This window comes from Streptomyces sp. C (genome assembly GCF_000158895.1).
In the GTDB taxonomy this organism is placed as follows: domain Bacteria; phylum Actinomycetota; class Actinomycetes; order Streptomycetales; family Streptomycetaceae; genus Streptomyces; species Streptomyces racemochromogenes.
Genome location: NZ_GG657750.1, coordinates 5,238,102 through 5,239,109, shown reverse-complemented (window position 1 = coordinate 5,239,109; position 1,008 = coordinate 5,238,102). Strand labels below are relative to the sequence as shown.

The window sequence follows — 1,008 nt, the reverse complement described above, 5'->3', positions numbered from 1 at the left end:
CTGGAGGATCCAGCCCCGCCGGCGTTTGAGGCGCGGGGGTCTGGGGGCGGAGCCCCCAGGGGGGTCCGGGGCGCAGCGCGACCGGCGGGCAGGGGCGAACGGGGGGACGATGGACGGGGCGGAGGGCCACCGTCCGGGGGCCCGCTCTGCTAGATTGGTCTATACCACCACTCCTCTCAGATCGGCAGGCCCAGCGTGGAAGTTGTCATCGTCCCGGACGCCAAGGCAGGCGGCGAGCTCATCGCGGAGGCCATGGCCGCCCTGGTCCGCCGCAAGCCCGACGCCCTGCTCGGCGTGGCGACCGGCTCTACCCCGCTGCCCGTCTACGAAGCCCTCGCGGCGAAGGTCAGGGCCGGCGAGGTCGACGTCTCCGCGGCCCGGATCTGCCAGCTCGACGAGTACGTCGGCCTGCCGGCCGGGCACCCGGAGTCCTACCGCGCGGTGGTGCTCCGCGAGGTCGTCGAGCCCCTCGGTCTGACCGAGGCCTCCTTCATGGGCCCCGACGGCTCCGCCGAGGACGTCCAGGCCGCCTGCGAGGCGTACGACGCGGCCCTCGCCGCGGCCGGCGGGGTGGACCTCCAGCTGCTGGGCATCGGCACCGACGGGCACATCGGCTTCAACGAGCCCTGCTCCTCGCTGGCCTCCCGCACCCGTATCAAGACGCTGACGGAGCAGACCCGCGTGGACAACGCGCGCTTCTTCGACGACGACATCGACCAGGTGCCGCACCACGTCATCACCCAGGGCATAGGCACCATCCTCGACGCCCGCCACCTGGTCCTGCTGGCCACCGGCGAGGGCAAGGCCGAGGCCGTCGCGCAGACCGTGGAGGGCCCGCTGTCCGCCCTGGTCCCGGCCTCGGCGCTGCAGCTGCACCGGCACGCGACCGTCGTCGTGGACGAGGCGGCCGCCTCCAAGCTGAAGCTGGCCGACTACTTCCGCCAGACCTACGCCGCCAAGCCGTCCTGGCAGGGTCTGTAACCCCGGGCGCACGAGAAGGCCGGGCCC

1 protein-coding gene is annotated in these 1,008 nt (G+C 73.4%); it reads left to right on the top strand.

The window, feature by feature from the left end; genetic code table 11:
• Positions 1–195 precede the first annotated feature (195 nt).
• Entirely contained in the window at positions 196–981 is a 786-nt protein-coding gene (gene nagB / locus SSNG_RS23795; RefSeq protein WP_007266456.1) for a glucosamine-6-phosphate deaminase, read from the top strand.
• Positions 982–1,008 lie beyond the last annotated feature (27 nt).